At 47.9% G+C, this 15,583-nt stretch carries 12 protein-coding genes and 1 pseudogene; 10 read left to right on the plus strand and 3 right to left on the minus strand.

Translation table 11 applies throughout. From position 1 onward, the window contains the following. Window position 1 precedes the first annotated feature (1 nt). The 7 genes and pseudogenes from QFZ48_RS19560 to lpdA all read left to right on the plus strand — a co-directional run bounded on the left by QFZ48_RS19560 (window position 2) and on the right by lpdA (window position 6,845). Window positions 2-394, plus strand: coding sequence for a DUF423 domain-containing protein (locus tag QFZ48_RS19560; RefSeq protein WP_429063305.1), 393 nt, complete (start codon window positions 2-4; stop codon window positions 392-394). A 13-nt stretch (window positions 395-407) separates the two neighbouring features. Beyond that, window positions 408-1,832: an alpha/beta hydrolase family protein gene (locus QFZ48_RS19565; protein ID WP_429063306.1), complete on the plus strand. Its 1,425-nt coding sequence runs from the start codon at window positions 408-410 to the stop codon at window positions 1,830-1,832. 21 nt (window positions 1,833-1,853) lie between these two features. Further along, window positions 1,854-2,426, plus strand: a pseudogene (locus QFZ48_RS19570) (DNA translocase FtsK 4TM domain-containing protein); the annotation flags it as partial. Between the two features lie 207 nt (window positions 2,427-2,633). Next, window positions 2,634-4,166: a DNA translocase FtsK gene (locus tag QFZ48_RS19575; RefSeq protein ID WP_429065512.1), complete on the plus strand. Its 1,533-nt coding sequence runs from the start codon at window positions 2,634-2,636 to the stop codon at window positions 4,164-4,166. Further along, on the plus strand, window positions 4,087-4,488 hold the full coding sequence (locus QFZ48_RS19580; protein ID WP_429063307.1) for a DNA translocase FtsK: 402 nt from the start codon (window positions 4,087-4,089) through the stop codon (window positions 4,486-4,488). Before QFZ48_RS19575 ends, QFZ48_RS19580 begins: the two co-directional genes overlap by 80 nt. Before the next feature lie 132 nt (window positions 4,489-4,620). After that, window positions 4,621-5,280: a LolA family protein gene (locus QFZ48_RS19585; RefSeq protein WP_429050413.1), complete on the plus strand. Its 660-nt coding sequence runs from the start codon at window positions 4,621-4,623 to the stop codon at window positions 5,278-5,280. A gap of 158 nt (window positions 5,281-5,438) precedes the next feature. Further along, the gene (lpdA, locus tag QFZ48_RS19590) at window positions 5,439-6,845 is read left to right on the plus strand and encodes a dihydrolipoyl dehydrogenase (protein WP_370907972.1); all 1,407 of its coding nucleotides are present in this window, start codon (window positions 5,439-5,441) and stop codon (window positions 6,843-6,845) included. Window positions 6,846-6,943: 98 nt separating this feature from the next. Here the strand turns inward: lpdA and QFZ48_RS19595 are convergent, their stop codons facing one another. Further along, the gene (locus QFZ48_RS19595; protein ID WP_429063308.1) at window positions 6,944-9,721 is read right to left on the minus strand and encodes a S8 family serine peptidase; all 2,778 of its coding nucleotides are present in this window, start codon (window positions 9,719-9,721) and stop codon (window positions 6,944-6,946) included. A gap of 619 nt (window positions 9,722-10,340) precedes the next feature. Here QFZ48_RS19595 and QFZ48_RS19600 point away from each other — a divergent pair. Next, entirely contained in the window at window positions 10,341-11,165 is an 825-nt protein-coding gene (locus QFZ48_RS19600; protein WP_370907970.1) for a M57 family metalloprotease, read from the plus strand. A 156-nt stretch (window positions 11,166-11,321) separates the two neighbouring features. Then, the gene (locus QFZ48_RS19605; RefSeq protein WP_429063309.1) at window positions 11,322-11,906 is read left to right on the plus strand and encodes an intradiol ring-cleavage dioxygenase; all 585 of its coding nucleotides are present in this window, start codon (window positions 11,322-11,324) and stop codon (window positions 11,904-11,906) included. Here QFZ48_RS19605 and QFZ48_RS19610 read toward each other — a convergent pair. Together QFZ48_RS19610 and QFZ48_RS19615 are read right to left on the minus strand one after the other, a co-directional pair. Next, a complete protein-coding gene (locus tag QFZ48_RS19610; protein WP_429050409.1) occupies window positions 11,863-12,006 on the minus strand; it encodes a hypothetical protein in 144 nt (47 codons plus the stop codon). The two genes, QFZ48_RS19605 and QFZ48_RS19610, sit on opposite strands and share 44 nt — an antisense overlap. 3 nt (window positions 12,007-12,009) lie before the next feature. After that, window positions 12,010-13,185, minus strand: coding sequence for a sensor histidine kinase (locus QFZ48_RS19615; protein WP_429063310.1), 1,176 nt, complete (start codon window positions 13,183-13,185; stop codon window positions 12,010-12,012). Between the two features lie 66 nt (window positions 13,186-13,251). Here QFZ48_RS19615 and QFZ48_RS19620 point away from each other — a divergent pair, with 66 nt between their 5' ends. Further along, a complete protein-coding gene (locus tag QFZ48_RS19620) occupies window positions 13,252-15,414 on the plus strand; it encodes a S46 family peptidase (RefSeq protein ID WP_429063311.1) in 2,163 nt (720 codons plus the stop codon). Window positions 15,415-15,583 lie beyond the last annotated feature (169 nt).

Here is a 15,583-nt window from a genome sequence, read left to right on the forward strand (position 1 = left end):
TATGCATAAGAGTTTTTTAGTTTGGGCGGCGGTATTAGGTGCATTGGCAGTAATTTTAGGCGCATTCGGCGCACATAAACTAAAAGAGCTGGTGCCTCCCGAAACCGTATCTACTTTTCAGACAGGGGTTACTTATCAGTTCTATCACGTATTTGCATTAATCGCTACCGGCATCTTATTTGCTCATGTGCCCGGTAACCAGTTAATCTGGGCTGGCAGATGCTTCATTATCGGCATCATCCTGTTCTCCGGTTCACTGTATCTGATGACGCTGCTCAAAACTACCGGCAACGTAGGCCTGAAAGGCATCGGCATCATTACGCCTGTTGGCGGCGTGTTTTTTATTGCCGGCTGGATCTGCCTGCTGGCAGGAGTCTTAAAATTAAAAGCATAAAGCATTCTCGTATATGTACAGAGGTTTTTGGGTGTTGATCGTGAGTTTACTGACAGGGTCAGTGGGAATGGCGCAGGATAATGCAAATATTGCCGGTAAATGGTACGGCACCTTTAAACTATATTACGGGGATAAATACCGTATGATCGTAGACCTGGCAAAAGACGGCGAGGGCTATAAAGGAACACTCCAGCTGCTCGAAATGTCGGACGACGACCGGTTTGAGATTGAAACAGTCGTGTATCGCAAGGATACCCTGTTGCTGCGTATAGACGGGATGCGGTTTTCCTTTACCGGTGTATGGGACCCGGCTGCAAAGCAGTTCAGGGGCATTACCGGGTTGGGCGATGATCAAAGTCATGCCGACCTTGGCCGGAAAGAAATTACGGCCGCCGAGATGTACAAAAGACCACAGGAACCAAAGCCGCCTTTCCCGTATTACACGGAACAGGTGAGGTTTAATAACATAAAAGACAGTGTAACACTCGCCGGAACGTTCACCCGCCCGGCAGCTCAGGGCAAGTATCCTGTAGTGTTATTGCTCTCCGGCTCCGGTCCGCAGGACAGGAACGAGGAAATAGCAGGGCATAAACTTTTCCTGGTGCTGGCCGACTATTTTGCCCGTAACGGTATCGCTACCCTGCGATACGACGACAGGGGATTTGGCGCCTCCACCGGCGATTTTTATACATCCGATATCTACGATTTTTCGCACGATGCGCTCACCGCGCTGAAATACCTGAAAGCCAGGAAGGATGTGGATATTTCGCGGATGGGGGTACTCGGACACAGCGAAGGCGCTATTGTGGCGCAAATAGTGGCAGCAAACAATCCGGGAGTGGCCTTTGTAATATCCATGGCAGGAGTGGGCGTAAGCGGCCGGGAACTGATCGACCAGCAAGCTTTCGCCAAAGGGAAAGTGGCCGGCAAACCGGATAGCCTGATCCTGGCAGAACAGGCACGCATGAAGCCATACTGGGACCTCCTGGCAAGCGACAGCGACATCGTAGCCATAACGCCAAGGGCACAGGAAATTCTCCGGGATATATACCGTAATTCAAGCGAAGACGTTAAGAAGGTACAAACAGAGGATGAATTAATACGGAGAGCCAATATGAGTCCGGAAACTATTTCGTTATTAAGATATAAGCCGCTGACCTACCTGAAACAGATCAAATGTCCGTTTATGGCAATCAACGGCACCGCAGATATACAGGTGGATGCTACCGCCAATCTGAAAGAAATTGAACGCGCATTGAACGAAAATGGTAATCTGCTCACAACAATCCGTAAGTTTGATGGATTAAACCATTTGTTTCAGCGCTGCAAAACATGTGAAGTGAACGAATACGGAGAGCTGGAGCAAACCATTGATCCCCTGGTTCCCGAGTTTATGGCACACTGGATCTTACAGTTGCCGCCGTCGGAGGACAGGTAGTCCCAAATCTGAAATTATAATATGTCCAAGAATAAACTGAAAACCGAAAAACCGGAAAGCAAGAAACCACCGAAAGGCCCCGCACCGAACCCGGATGTATTGAAGAAAGACAAGGAGCCCGAGGTGAAGGTAAAAGAGCTGGTAAAAGATGAGCGCACCCACAAGGTACTGGGCGTGTTCTTTCTTTTATTGTCTGTTTATTGCTTTATTGCTTTCACTTCCTATCTTTTTACCTGGGAAGATGACCAGGATAAAATTTTCCATTATTCTACCCGGGAATTATTTTTTGGAGATGTAAAAGTAGATAACCTGCTCGGCCGCCTGGGTGCTTATGTATCGCATAACTTCTTCTTTTATGGCGTAGGTATTGCCGCTTACCTGTTCTGCTACTTCTTTTTTATCATCGGTGTAAATTTCATCGTTGGCCGCCGGGTATTCCGTATCTGGCGCAGTATAAAATATATCCTGTTTGGTGTGCTCTTTATCAGCATGACAATGGCCTTTGCCATCGGCGGCGGCGATTTCCCCTGGGGCGGCGCCCTGGGCGATGCCCTGAATAAATGGACCACCGGCTTCGTAGGCAAAACAGGAACCGCCCTGCTGTTGCTGGTTGTTGGCTTCTCCTGGCTTATCTGGAAATTCAACTTCGACTTCAAATGGCCGGAGAAAAAAATAAAAGCACCTAAACCCATACCTGCCACAGCACCGGTGGCCCCTGTAATGCAAACCACTGCGGCAACATCCGCCGCCTCGGCGAAAGAAGACGCACGTAAAAACGGTCTCCGCGACGACGGTGGCGTAATGGTAATCCCGCCGCATGCGGAACCGGAAGAAGACGAGGAAGACCTGCCACCTATGCAGTTGGTGGAAAGGGAAGACATCACCGTGATCCCTTCTGCCCATGCAGCTTACCTGCCTGCCGAACCAGCTTACGAAAACGGGCAGCCTGCAGAGGAGGAGGAAGAAGAGGAAGAAGAAGATCCGGGACCATTATTGTATATAGAAGAAACGCCCGAACAACCGCTTGCCCCTGTCAGCAAAAAGAAAGGGGAACCGGTAGAAGTGGCCTTCGAAATAAAACCCACTTACCAGGACGAGGAAGACGAAGTGGAAGAGATTGCGCCTACACGGCCTGTGGAACCGGTAGATCCTTACGATCCGTCCCTGGATCTGAGAGATTATAAGTTCCCGACCCTGGACCTGCTGGAAAATCATAATGCGGATAAAGTGATTGTACAGGATACCGCTGAACTGGAAAAGAATAAGAACCAGATCATTGATACCCTCAAGAACTATGATATTTCCATTCAGAAGATCAGTGCCACAGTAGGACCCACCGTTACCCTGTACGAAATTGTGCCGGCTGCCGGCGTTCGTATCTCCCGTATTAAAAACCTGGAAGATGACATTGCGTTAAGCCTGTCGGCGCTCGGTATCCGTATCATTGCGCCTATTCCGGGAAAGGGTACCATTGGTATTGAAGTACCCAATGTGAAGAAAACCATTGTATCTCTTAAAAATATGCTGGCCTCGGAAAAATTCCAGACCAGCACCATGGATCTGCCCATTGCCATTGGTAAAAAGATCGACAACGAAAACTTTATTGCCGATCTGGCCAAGATGCCCCACCTGCTGATGGCAGGTGCTACGGGTCAGGGTAAATCCGTTGGTATCAACACTTTGCTGGTATCATTGCTGTATAAAAAGCATCCTTCCCAGCTGAAGTTCGTATTGGTAGATCCGAAAAAAGTGGAGTTGTCGTTATACAAGCTCATTGAGAAACACTTCCTGGCCAAATTACCCGGTGAAGATGATGCGATCATTACCGATACCAAAAAGGTGATCCACACGCTCAATGCCCTGTGTATTGAAATGGACCTGCGGTACGACCTGCTGAAAGAAGCCGGTACCCGCAATATCCGTGAGTACAATGGTAAATTTACGCAACGCCGTCTCAATCCGCTGAAAGGCCACCGCTACCTGCCGTTCATCGTGCTGGTGGTAGATGAGTTTGCGGATCTGATCATGACAGCCGGTAAGGAAGTGGAAATGCCGATTGCCCGTTTGGCCCAGCTGGCCCGTGCAGTAGGTATTCACCTGATCATTGCCACCCAGCGCCCTTCTGTAAACATCATTACCGGTACTATTAAAGCTAACTTCCCGGCCCGCGTGGCCTTTAAGGTATCTTCAAAAATAAGATTCCCGTACCATCCTGGATATCGGCGGCGCCGAACAGCTGATAGGGCAGGGAGACATGCTGGTTTCCTTCAACGGGGAACTGGTACGCCTGCAATGTGCCTTCGTGGATACGCCGGAAGTGGAAAACGTGGCTGAATTCATTGGTAACCAGAAAGGCTACCCCGATGCTTTCCTGCTGCCTGAGTATGTGGATGACAAGGACCCGGATGGCCGCGAACTGAGTATCGCCGACCGGGATCCGCTGTTTGAAGAGGCCGCCCAGGTGATTGTTACCACCCAACAGGGATCCACCTCCCTCCTGCAACGCAGGATGAAGCTGGGCTACAACCGTGCAGGGCGCTTGATGGACCAGCTGGAAGCTGCCAACATCGTAGGCCCCAATATGGGAAGCAAAGCCAGGGATGTGCTGGTGAAAACAGAAAGCGAGCTGAATGAAATCCTTAATAATTTGTTATAATATGTTAAGGCGGTCGGAATTTATTACCCTTTTTCAGGAAATATAATGAATTTTGCACCCTGTAAAAACCTACACGGCTATACCGGCATGGCATTTGTCTTTGTTGGATAGCACAAACTAAAAAAAACTACGATGAAGAAATTTGTATTAACCGGAATGTTGTTGAGTGGTATCATTTTCAGCGGCATGGCACAATCTAAGGGCGCTTCCGACCCAAAGGCAAAAACCGTTCTGGATGGTGTTAGTAATAAATTTAAGTCATTAAAAACAGTAGTCGCTAATTTTATATTAAAAGTAGAAGGCGCTAATAACAGCGTGTCAGATTCTAAAAAAGGTACTGTTTATCTGAAGGGAGCTAAATATAAAGTAACGCTGCCAGGACAGGAAATCATCAGCGATAACAAAACTTCCTGGACATACGCGAAAGATGTGAATGAAGTAACTATTAATAACGTGGATCAGAGCAGTGGCGCCATGACACCGGCCAAACTGTTCACCAACTTCTACGATAAAGATTACCTGTACAAACTGGAAGCAGAAACGCAGGAAAAAGGTAAGGTGTTCCAGAATGTAGAACTGACGCCTACAGATAAATCTAAGACTATATTTAAGGTGATTGTTTCTGTAGATAAGAAAAACCAGAGCATTGCCAGGATGAAGGTGTTTGAGAAGAATGGTAACCATTATACTTACGAAATCACCAATTTTACACCAAATACCAACCTGAGCGATGCTACCTTTACTTTCGATGCCAAAAATTACCCTGGCGTGGAAGTAGTAGATCTGCGATAGTATAGGATTTTAGTATAACAGCCACCGGAGCGCGGATTACAGCGGTAAATGTTGCAAAACATCCCCGTAATCTCCGCTCCGGTGGCTTTTTGCAATAGGCTTTGTGCTTTCTGCTTATTTATTTACCTTTGGCAAGTTCAATTTAAAAATTAAACAATATGGCATACGACGTAATCGTAATTGGTAGTGGGCCCGGCGGATATGTGGCTGCTATCCGTGCTTCTCAGCTGGGATTTAAAACTGCAGTAGTGGAAAGAGAGAGTCTGGGTGGTATCTGTTTAAACTGGGGCTGTATTCCAACGAAGGCTTTGTTAAAAACTGCACAGGTTTTTGAATATACACAGCATTCAAAAGACTATGGTATCACGATCGGTGATGCAAAAGTGGATTTCGAGGCGGTGATCAAACGTAGTCGCGGTGTTGCTGATAAAATGAGCAGGGGCGTTCAGTTCCTCATGAAGAAAAATAAGATCGACGTGTTAATGGGTAATGGAAAGGTAAAATCCAAAGGCCAGGTGGAAGTAACCGATAAAGACGGTAAAGCCACTGTACACGACGCAAAACATATCATCCTGGCTACCGGCGCACGTGCACGTGAGCTGCCAAACCTGAAGATTGATGGTAAGAATGTAATCGGCTACCGTGAAGCAATGACCCTTCCTCAGCAGCCTAAATCCATGATTGTTGTGGGTTCCGGCGCTATCGGTGTTGAATTTGCCTACTTCTACGCAACCCTGGGTACTAAAGTAACCATCGTTGAGTTCCTCCCGCGCATTGTACCAGTGGAAGATGAAGATATCTCCAAAGAACTGGAAAAAATATACAAAAAGAAAGGCATCGAAATCATGACCAACGCTTCTGTAGAAGCTGTTGAAGCAAGTGGTAACGGTGTGAAAGCAAAAGTGAAAACCCAAACCGGCGAAATCACCCTGGAAGCAGATGTGGTACTGAGCGCGGTAGGTATCGCTGCTAATATCGAAAATCTCGGCCTGGAAGGAATGGGTATCAAAACCGATAAAGGCCGTGTACTGGTTGATAAATATTACCAGACAAATATCCCGGGCGTTTACGCTATCGGCGATATGGTGCCTGGTCAAGCCCTCGCACACGTTGCCTCTAAAGAAGGTATCATCTGCGTGGAAGCTATCGCATACAATGAAAAGAAATATGCGCACAAACCAGAACCAATTGACTACATGAACATTCCGGGCTGTACTTATTGCGCACCTGAAATTGCTTCTGTAGGTTATACTGAAAAGGCAGCAAAAGAAGCCGGTTACGAAGTGAAAGTGGGTAAATTCCCATTCTCTGCGTCCGGTAAAGCTTCTGCAGCCGGTGCCACTGAAGGTTTCGTAAAAGTGATCTTCGACGCCAAGTACGGCGAATGGTTAGGTACCCACATGATCGGCGCCAACGTTACTGAAATCATCGCAGAAACAGTGGTAGCACGTAAACTGGAAACTACTTACCAGGAAGTGCTGGATTCCATCCACCCGCATCCAACTATGAGCGAATCTGTAAAAGACGCCATAGAAGTAGCTTACGGCGAAGCAATTCACCTGTAGTCTTATCTTATTGTAAGTATAATAACAGCTGTTCCGGTTTACCGGAGCAGCTGTTTTGTTTAGCAGGAAGCTCATCATAACTCGGCATTGCGCAGCAATTATTGCTGCTTTACAAACTGTGCGGAGTAGATCCGTTTATTATCTGCATAAATACTACAGTTATAAATCCCATTTGCCAGTCGCTGCACTTCCACCGTTTCCTGGATATCTTCAAGATTCCGCTGCAATACTATCCGTCCGCTCATATCCGTAATTACCAGTTGGCGGCTGCGTGGGGTGCCATCCAAAACGGTGAACTGGCTGCTTACGGGGTTGGGGAAAAGTAAGATATGATTACCTGCAATGATGGTAACGGTAACCGGTTCGGCATAAATATATTGCCCGTTAGAGGTGAGCAACTTCACCCGGTAACGCAGCAGTCCTTCCGGTGCGCTGTCGTCGAGGTAGTTAAAGTTCATGGCATCGCCTACGGGTTGCTGTTGCAGCGTTATCCAGCCTTCCCGTGTAAACCGCTCCCAGTAAACCGTTTGGAGTTGCCAGGTGCTGCCCAGTGTGAGCGACAGTGCTACTTTATTATCGGTAGTAGGATCGGCCAGCAGGTTTTGTACATAGCAGCCTACACCCTGTTGCGTGTAATTAACGGCATAGCTGCGGATGCCCGTCCAGCCACCGGCAGCGACGGGGCTTACTGCAAAATACAACGACGACGCCGTTGCCTTGGGGATAAAAACAAAAGTATCATGGACCTGGCTATACGGAATCAGCGCCGTATTGCTCATGGTGTACAACTGGTATGCAGTGGCGCCCGGTTGTCCGTTCCAGTACAGCAATACCGTATCCGTGCAGTTGAATCCTGCGCGCATGGTGAGTGCCGGCGAAATGTAAAAAGGGTTGCTAATAAACGAGGTATCCGTTAACGTTAGTTTCAGGATCACCGGGCTGAAAATATCCGGTGCGTTCCAGTTATACAGCCTGTTTTCCACCGGGATGTTTTGTGCAATGGGCAGCCAGGTGCGGCCGCTGTCGCTGCTGTAGGAAAGCTCACTGTTACCACTATACGTAGTTTCCCATTGCAGCGGTAATGCCTGTCCTGCGGCTGCCGTAGTGCCTGTGGCGGGGTTTTGCCACTGGAAGGTTTTTACCGGCACCAGTTCATAAGCCAGGTAGAAAGGCTGTGTGCCGGCAGTAACCTGTGCGCCGGATACCTGCACCCGCATATTGCCGGGCACCGGATTTTCAATACTGATCTGTTCTGTATTGTTGAGGCTATCCCTGCCACGTTTTGCGGGTAGCAATAATGAATCAATTAACGGATAGGTGCTCAGCGTCCACGGCAGCCAGTTTTTGCCGTCGGCGGTGGTAGCTGTTATGTCGAGGTCGTTTATAAGCGCTTTAACGGCATTAACAGTGGCCGGTGGATCATTCCAGCACAGGGTTACTTTCACCTCCTGTATGCCCTCCGGAACAGCGATGTTGAAGGACGTAGCCGTATGGTTGCCGGCACTGCCCTGGAGGAGGCGGTTGTCCTGTATGGTTTTGATAGCGCCATATGCGTGCAGGTTGCCATATCCGCTGCCAAATGATGGGTGTACGCCTGGGGGCCGGAAGGCGCTGTTAATGATAACGGCTTTGATGAGGGCGGCGGAAACGGGCGTGTTGTGCAGCATACGCCAGGCGTCCTGGAGTAATGCCACCACACCGCTGGTAAGCGCTGCTGCGCCGGAGGTGCCGTCTTCGCCATAAGCGGTTACATGTGGCATAATGCGGCCATCGTAGGCTGGGCCTTTGGAACTGAGTGCGATCAGTTGCGCGGCGCCATCTGTACCACCGCTGACAATAATATTTTTAGCCTGTTTAAAATTGCCGGATAAATTAGCGTACCCTGTAATGCCCTGGTAACGCCCGCCGGAGGCTGGTGATGTACCAATGTTCCCGGAAGAATATACATGCACTAAAGTATCTGCTTCATAAATCTGCTGATCATAGGCCACGGCTTCGGCGCCATAATAATTTTCGATGCCGGTACCATAGGAGTGATTTTGTACCGTGATGCCGGATTGATGATAATAGGCATCATCATCCGGAAGGAGACTGCTGTTGTAGTCTGCAGAACTCAGCTTTACTTCAGGCGCCACGCCTTTGCCACCTGCACCACTGTTGCCCGCGCCGCCAATCAGCGTAGCCATTATTAAAGCATGCGCGGTTTGGAGAGAGGAATTATAGGAAGAAGGAATATATCGTCCCTGTAAATCGATATCAGTGGTATCAAATAAATCTTCTTTAACGGAAACGGTTATACGTTTTCCTGTGATAAGTGGAAATTGCTGTTGTGCGAAAGGGATCCGGTTCACTGCCAGGTTGCCGGTATTGATAATAATTTCAGGGACCGGTCGCCGGATAAGGTCTGCGAACTGTATGGCCGCCTGACTGATAAACAGGGGCCAGTCCTGCTTTTTAACCTTTGCCCTGGCTACGTGGTACTGCGTGGAGTACGACTGCACGCGGGCATACATTAATTGCTTTTCTGCCGGGTGGCATGACACCTGTATAGTGATGCTATCCCGCGCGGATGTTTGTTCCAGTTGTTGCAGCAGCGGAATGCTTGCTTTAAAATTATAACCTGCACTGTAACAATATACGAGCGTACTATCTTCCGGTACGTGTTGTAATATGTAATGATAGCGGGAGAGAGGCTGTACAAGTCCCCATTGCTGCAGCTTTGACTCATTTGGCAGTTTTGCAAACTTCACCAGGAAAGGACCACTTTTCCGTTGCAGTGAAAACGTATCGGTAGCATACCGTTGCACCAGGCTGTCGGGATAGTGTGATTGCTGTGCAGCAGCATAGTAAAAATAACAAAGCTGCAAAAACAGCAAGGGCCATATTTTAGAGGGTATTATCCGCATGCAGGTGTCGGCAACGGGTGAGTGATTTTGGTTTAGTGTTGCTACCTAAAGCTACTGTATTTAGATTTTCAACACAATTTTTTATCAATACTAAAACAAAATATTTTTTTTAAATTAAACGAATGTTGTAATATTGAAAGAGGAAAACCTAATATAAAATTCAACTAAATCTGAACAACGATCTGAATCTGTTACACAGTTTCTTAATTGATAGAGCAAATCTTAGTCACCGGAAATAACCGGCATTACTGAATCACTACCAACCCATTAAAAACTGATGCTATGCCATAGCAGGGCATATTAGCTGTTGTATGTATCCGAAAACGAGAGCACAGTATCACAACTGCAGTTTCCGGAAGATAATCAAAGCTGGGCGATCGCGTTTGCGGCAATAAGAAGAAAAAAAACAATGTGCTTTTAGTACGAAATTGTTTTTATTCCACGTCTTATTCAGCCACAGATCAGCGCGGGCATTTAGTGTTGTTAACAGTGGCCTGTTTGAAAAAACAGGCGACAGGGATATCTTTTTTTAAACTCTAAACCAAAAATCTGAACTTTTTTTTCTAAACCAAAACCAAAAATCTGAATTATGAGAACACAATCAATTCCTGTGCTCTGCTGCATGGCAGCGGCTTTCCTCTTTGCGTCCTGTCAGAAGAACGGCGCACAAAAAGAAGCGCAGCCCGATCCCGTGTCAGCAGAAGTGTTAGCCCAGATTAAAGCAAATGGCTTTAGCACAGAGAACGTGGTAAAAACCGAAGATGGCTACCTTGTGGAAGGTGACATCCTGCTTACAGCTGCACAGTTGAAAGAAACCGTTACGAGCCCTGTTTTACGGGTGGCCAAAACAGAACAGTACCGCACTAATTACCTGGTTACAGCATTACCCCGCGTTATCAGAATTAAGGTGACCAGTTTAGGTACTGCCTTTATCGCTGGCACTGATACTGCCATTGCACGTTACAACAGGCTGGGGCTGCGCATGACCTTTCAGCGTGTAACCAGCGGCGCCGCTGACATTACCATCAGAGGATTTAACCAGGGACCAAGCGGTGGTTACATCACACTCGGTTCTTCCGGATTTCCTACCAGCGGTGGTAATCCGTATGGCACCATTAAGATGAACACCAACCAGTACGCCTACGGATCTAATCCCAACGTATTGTATGTAGGTTCTGTTATCCAGCATGAAATTGGTCACTGCATTGGTATGCGTCATACCGATTACATGGACCGTTCCTACAGCTGCGGCGGTACTGCCACCAACGAAGGCGCAAGCAATGTAGGCGCAGTATATATTCCGGGCACTCCTTCTGCACCGGATGCCAACTCCTGGATGCTGGCCTGCTCCAATGGCGGCAACCGTACATTTAATGCCAATGATATCATTGCGCTTAATTATCTGTATCACTAATCGTTGCATGAGCTAATCTGTTAAAACATTTCCGGAGCCGGGATTTTATTTCCGCTCCGGAAATGCTATTCTCCGGTACATAGGGCCGGTTCATCTATCTTTTTTTGTAAATCTGTTACATAATCAAAACCTTTATAGCAGATCAAAAATGATGAGATGGAAAACTCCCGTAAACAATTCCTGAAACAACTGTTTATCAGCGCTACCGCTGTGCCGGTGCTGATTGAAGGCTGTAAGAAAAGTGATGCTGCCGATCCCGGAACAGATAGCAGCAGCGGCGCCTGTACCGTTTCCCCGGAAGAAACAGATGGTCCCTATCCACTCTACAACAGCAGGGGCTCCTCCATTCAGCGCGTGGATATCACCGATGGCAAAACAGGTACCCCGTTGCACATTACCATTAACATTCTGAACACCAACAACAGCTGCAAGCCGCTTGCCAACGCGAGGGTAGATATCTGGCATTGCGATAAGGATGGTTATTATTCCGGCTACAGCAACCGGGGATACCTCGGTACGCAGGATAATACCGCGCTGGTTTTCTGCAGGGAATTGCAGTATTCGGATACAGCCGGGCAGGTTAAATTTACTTCCATTTATCCGGGCTGGTATGAAGGCCGGGTAACGCATATTCATGCACAGGTATACGTGAATGATAAACTGAAAGGAACTACGCAGATGGCATTCCCCGACGATATTAATACTGCCGCAGGTATTCCGCTGCGGAAATGGCATCTGTAAAAGTATGCTGTAATTTCAGCCAGGGAAATTCCTGTGCATAGGTTTTGGTCACCTGTAAGGCGGGCGGTTCGTCGTCTATCACAATAAATTTAATCTCCATCGCTTATACCTGTAATTGTAAGGAAATAGAATATGCGCCGTTATCTTCACTGATTTGCAGTTCGTATTTATCGGGATAGAGGTGTTCCAGTCTTTGCCGTGTGTTGGAAATGCCAATGCCCGTGCGGCTTGTGTCCGGCGCCATTCTGAATAATTTATTACTGCAGTAAAAGTGGATCCTGTTTTCGGACGTTTGCAGCAGGATGGTAATTTCAGACGGTTCGTGATTGCTGACGCCATACTTAAACGCGTTTTCAAGGAAGGGTAGCAGTACCAGCGGGGCAATGCACTTAATGCCCGGGCTGCCGGTAACTGCGAAATTGACTTTCGTTTTAGTGGTGAGCCGGAGTTTCTGGAGATCAATATAATCCCGGAGGCAATCAATTTCGCTTTCCAGCAGTACATAATCATCTCTCGTATCCTCGGTTACATAGCGCAGCATGTTAGAAAGCTTCATGATGCTCATGGCGGTGTTATCGCTGCGTGTGATAGCGAGGGAGTAAATATTGTTAAGGGTATTAAACAGGAAGTGCGGATTGATCTGGGCTTTCAGAAAGGACAATTCTGCCTGGGTTTTGCGGGTTTCTGCGTACAGTGCTCTTTTTTCGGTTTGCCGCCAGCGGCGTGTGGTTTCGATGGCCATACTCAGTGCAATGGTGAGCAGGAAAAGGAAGTCGCTCACAATATCGATGGGCCGGTGTGGTCTGCCGGGTGGCCGCGGGCCTGGTGCTGCCCCGGGCGGCATTTGCTGGCGCCATGGCATTTCTCCACGCGGATGCGACAATGAGAACAGGTGATCATAGGGCCGCATATAGTTGACCATGATCAGCAACAGTAAAACAGACAGGAAGTAAAGAACATATTGTTTCCGGAAGTACAGCCTGGGAAACAGGAAGGTGGTATGAAAATAGAACAGTGCTACATACGTTACCAGGAATACCAGGTAATCTGTTGAGAATAAGATAGAGAGCGCTTTGCGGTCGCCCGTTTGCCCACTGACAAACAGCAGGGGTAAACTCAGGCATATCAGCCACCCTGTAATGTGTGCTATTACTACCGAAGATTTTAACCGGAACATTTGCGACAGATAGATATAGGGCTGAAATTCTGACTTTCCAGCCGGATAATAGCTGTCTTCTCTGTAAATCGTGGGTTTATGTCGATGAATGATCGGAAACATGGGGTTATCTTTTCGCTGCTCCCCGAATTATAGTAAATTGCCTCTTTTATAAAAAGAATATCAGATATGTTGCAACGAATCGTGAAACCGGTGCTGTTATTGGTACTCCTGGTACTTGGCGGGCACACTTATGCCACCGAGGGAATGTGGCTGCCACAGCTGCTTTCCGGTCTTAATGAAAAAGAGATGAAGGGAATGGGCATGAAAATCACTGCCGCGGATATTTACAATATTAACAAAGGCAGCCTGAAAGATGCCATCGTGAGCTTTGGCGGTTTTTGTACGGCAGAAGTGATCTCTGAGCAGGGATTGCTGCTCACCAATCATCACTGCGGTTATGACGCCATTCAGAAGCACTCTTCCTTACAAAATAACTTCCTGGAAAACGGGTTCTGGGCAAAGTCGGCGGCAGAAGAACTGCCTAACCCCGGTTTGTTTGCCACCTTCATTGTACGCATTGATGACGTGACCAAAGCCGCCCTGCAGGATGTAACGCCCGGTATGAGCGAAAGAGAGCGGCAGTCGGCTATCGACAAACGTTTGAACGAAATCCGCCAGAATGCCCGCAGGGAAAGCTGGCAGGAAACCATGATAAAGCCTTTTTATGAGGGCAACCAGTATTTCCTGTTCGTAACGGAAACTTACCGCGACGTACGCCTGGTAGGCGCGCCGCCTTCTTCCATTGGTAAGTTCGGATCAGACACCGACAACTGGGTTTGGCCGCGTCATACAGGCGATTTTTCGATGTTTCGCATCTACGCTGGTAAGGATGGCCGCCCGGCGCCTTACTCAAAGGATAACGTGCCTTTAAAGCCTAAATATGCCCTTACCATTTCCCTGAAGGGAGTGAAACAAAATGATTTCACTATGGTGATGGGTTTTCCCGGCCGCACCACCGAATATCTGCCCTCCGAAGGAGTAAAGCAAACCGTAGAGGTGCTCGATGCCGCAAAAGTGGAAATGCGCGATGCCGCCCTCAAAATTATGGATAGCTACATGCGGAAAGACCCGCAGATAAAAATCCAGTATGCAGCTAAATTCGCCGGCACCGCCAACTACTGGAAGAAATGGATGGGAGAAATGCAGGGCGTAAAGCAAACCAACGGCGTAGGTAAAAAACTACAGTATGAAGATGTTTACCGGCAGCAGCTGGAAAGCAACCCGGTATGGAAGCAAAAGTACAACGGCGTACTGGATTCGCTCAACGGGTACTATCAGCAGGTGCAACCTTATGCACAGGCCCGCGACTATTACAGTGAGCTGGTAAAAAATGTGGAGCTGTTCACTGTCGGCGACCGCCTCATCACCTTCCTCAACGATGTGCATGAAAGGGGAGAAGCGCAGTATGAAACCATGCGGCAGCAGTTCCTCGCATCTATGCAGGGATTTTATCAGAATTACAATGCAAAGGTAGATCATGATGTGGCTGTGAGCCTGATTGCCTTGTATGCCAAAGGCGTTCCGGCGCAATTTGCAGGGGCGGAGTTTGCACAGATCTGGCAGGAAAACAACAAAGACAGCCGCGCATTGACTGACAAACTATATGCGATATCCGGCTTAACCTCTATCGATAAACTAACCGCTTTTGTACAACAACCCTATAATACGGTGGTGGCGCAGATGTGGAAAGATCCGGCTACCCGGCTGGTAATGGCTATGCGCAAAGGTTATGTGGATAATGTAAGCCGCCCGCTGGCGGATCTGCAGTTGAACATCAACAACCTGCAACGCACTTATATGCAGGCGCAAATGGATGTAATGGGCAGTAAAAAAAGCTTCTATCCCGACGCCAACAGCACGCTGCGGGTTACTTACGGAAAAGTAGATGGCTATAATCCCCGCGATGCTATCCACTACGATTTCTATACTTACCTGGATGGCGTGATGGAAAAATATGTTCCCGGAGATTATGAATTTGATGTGCCTGCCCGGTTAATAGAGCTTTATAAGAAGAAAGACTATGGCCGTTACGGCGCCAATGGCAAGATGCCGGTGTGTTTCATTGCCTCCAATCATACCACCGGTGGTAATTCTGGCAGTCCTGCGCTGGATGCGTACGGCCACCTGGTGGGGCTGAACTTCGACCGCACCTGGGAAGGTACGATGAGCGATATTAACTTCGACCCTTCCATTTGCCGGAATATCATGGTGGATATCCGCTATGTGCTGTTTATCGTGGACAAATACGCGGGCTGTACGCGGTTGATCGACGAGATGAAATTATTGTAGCGGATTTTGTCTTTCTCGCTGATTACGCTGATTATACTGATTTTGCAGATTTGATCACTTTTGATTTAAATGATTTTGGGGAGATATAAGTGGATGTATCCGCTTATATCTCCCCAAATCTTTTTAAAATCAAAATAAAATCCCAAAAGTAAAATCTGCAAAATCAGCG

Origin of the sequence: Chitinophaga sp. W2I13, assembly GCF_050434005.1 — a bacterium.
In the GTDB taxonomy this organism is placed as follows: Bacteria; Bacteroidota; Bacteroidia; order Chitinophagales; family Chitinophagaceae; genus Chitinophaga.

Excerpts from the sequence above, each read along its gene's own strand:
- QFZ48_RS19560 (WP_429063305.1), top strand. The coding sequence starts at position 2 with ATGCATAAGAGTTTTTTAGTTTGGGCGGCGGTATTAGGTGCATTGGCA.
- QFZ48_RS19565 (WP_429063306.1), top strand. The coding sequence starts at position 408 with ATGTACAGAGGTTTTTGGGTGTTGATCGTGAGTTTACTGACAGGGTCA.
- QFZ48_RS19575 (WP_429065512.1), top strand. The coding sequence starts at position 2,634 with ATGGTAATCCCGCCGCATGCGGAACCGGAAGAAGACGAGGAAGACCTG.
- QFZ48_RS19580 (WP_429063307.1), top strand. The coding sequence starts at position 4,087 with ATGCTGGTTTCCTTCAACGGGGAACTGGTACGCCTGCAATGTGCCTTC.
- QFZ48_RS19585 (WP_429050413.1), top strand. The coding sequence starts at position 4,621 with ATGAAGAAATTTGTATTAACCGGAATGTTGTTGAGTGGTATCATTTTC.
- lpdA (WP_370907972.1), top strand. The coding sequence starts at position 5,439 with ATGGCATACGACGTAATCGTAATTGGTAGTGGGCCCGGCGGATATGTG.
- QFZ48_RS19600 (WP_370907970.1), top strand. The coding sequence starts at position 10,341 with ATGAGAACACAATCAATTCCTGTGCTCTGCTGCATGGCAGCGGCTTTC.
- QFZ48_RS19605 (WP_429063309.1), top strand. The coding sequence starts at position 11,322 with ATGGAAAACTCCCGTAAACAATTCCTGAAACAACTGTTTATCAGCGCT.
- QFZ48_RS19610 (WP_429050409.1), bottom strand. The coding sequence starts at position 12,006 with ATGGAGATTAAATTTATTGTGATAGACGACGAACCGCCCGCCTTACAG.
- QFZ48_RS19615 (WP_429063310.1), bottom strand. The coding sequence starts at position 13,185 with ATGTTTCCGATCATTCATCGACATAAACCCACGATTTACAGAGAAGAC.
- QFZ48_RS19620 (WP_429063311.1), top strand. The coding sequence starts at position 13,252 with ATGTTGCAACGAATCGTGAAACCGGTGCTGTTATTGGTACTCCTGGTA.